This window comes from Campylobacter sp. 2018MI34, from assembly GCF_016598975.1.
GTDB lineage: Bacteria > Campylobacterota > Campylobacteria > Campylobacterales > Campylobacteraceae > Campylobacter_D.
Genome location: NZ_JAENKS010000062.1, coordinates 1 through 737, shown reverse-complemented (window position 1 = coordinate 737; position 737 = coordinate 1). Strand labels below are relative to the sequence as shown.

The following is a 737-nucleotide window of genomic DNA, read 5'->3' as shown; positions in this document are numbered from 1 at the left end:
AGGACCTTCGCTTACTAAACAACTTCCTATTCTAAAAGAATATCAAAACAAAGCTACAATATTTTGTGCTGATAGTGCTTATGCAATATTAGCTAAACATAATATTAAGCCTGATTATGTTTGTATGGTAGAAAGAAAAGAAATTACAGCAGAATTTTTCAATAATAATTTTAAAGAATTTGATGAAGGAATAACCTTTATTTTAAAATCTGTGGTTCATCCAAAAGCACTTTCTTATCTTGATCAAAATAAGCGTTCTTATATAGTAGTTTCTACTTGGGCTAATTTTATTAATTATGTTGCTATGGATAAATTTGGGTATTTTAATATGGGACATAGTGTGGCTAATGTTAATTTTGCTTTGGCATTTTTTTTAAAACACAAAAACATTATCTTAATAGGACAAGATTTAGCCTATGATGAAAAAGGAAATTCGCATCCTAATGATTATAAACACGGATCCAATTTTGAGAATAAAAGATTTAAAAATTTTGATAAAGCTTTATCTTATGGGGGTAAAAAGCTGATTAAATCACATCAAGTTTGGACCCTTTTTCGTCAAGAATTTGAAAGCGATATACAATTTACCAAAGAACAAGGAGTAAAAACCTACAACTGCACAGAGGGTGGAGCAAGGATAGAAGGAAGCTTAGAAAAACCTTTTAAAGAAGTATGTGAAGCATTACTTATTAAAGATTTAGATAAACCTTTTAAAAGATTAAATGCTTTAAATAAAA

Annotated in this window: 1 protein-coding gene; it reads left to right on the top strand. The window is 28.4% G+C overall.

All coding sequences use genetic code 11. From position 1 onward, the window contains the following. Positions 1-737, top strand: a 737-nt coding sequence (locus JG676_RS07720; RefSeq protein WP_200217859.1) for a motility associated factor glycosyltransferase family protein, incomplete at both ends; no start/stop codon positions are given.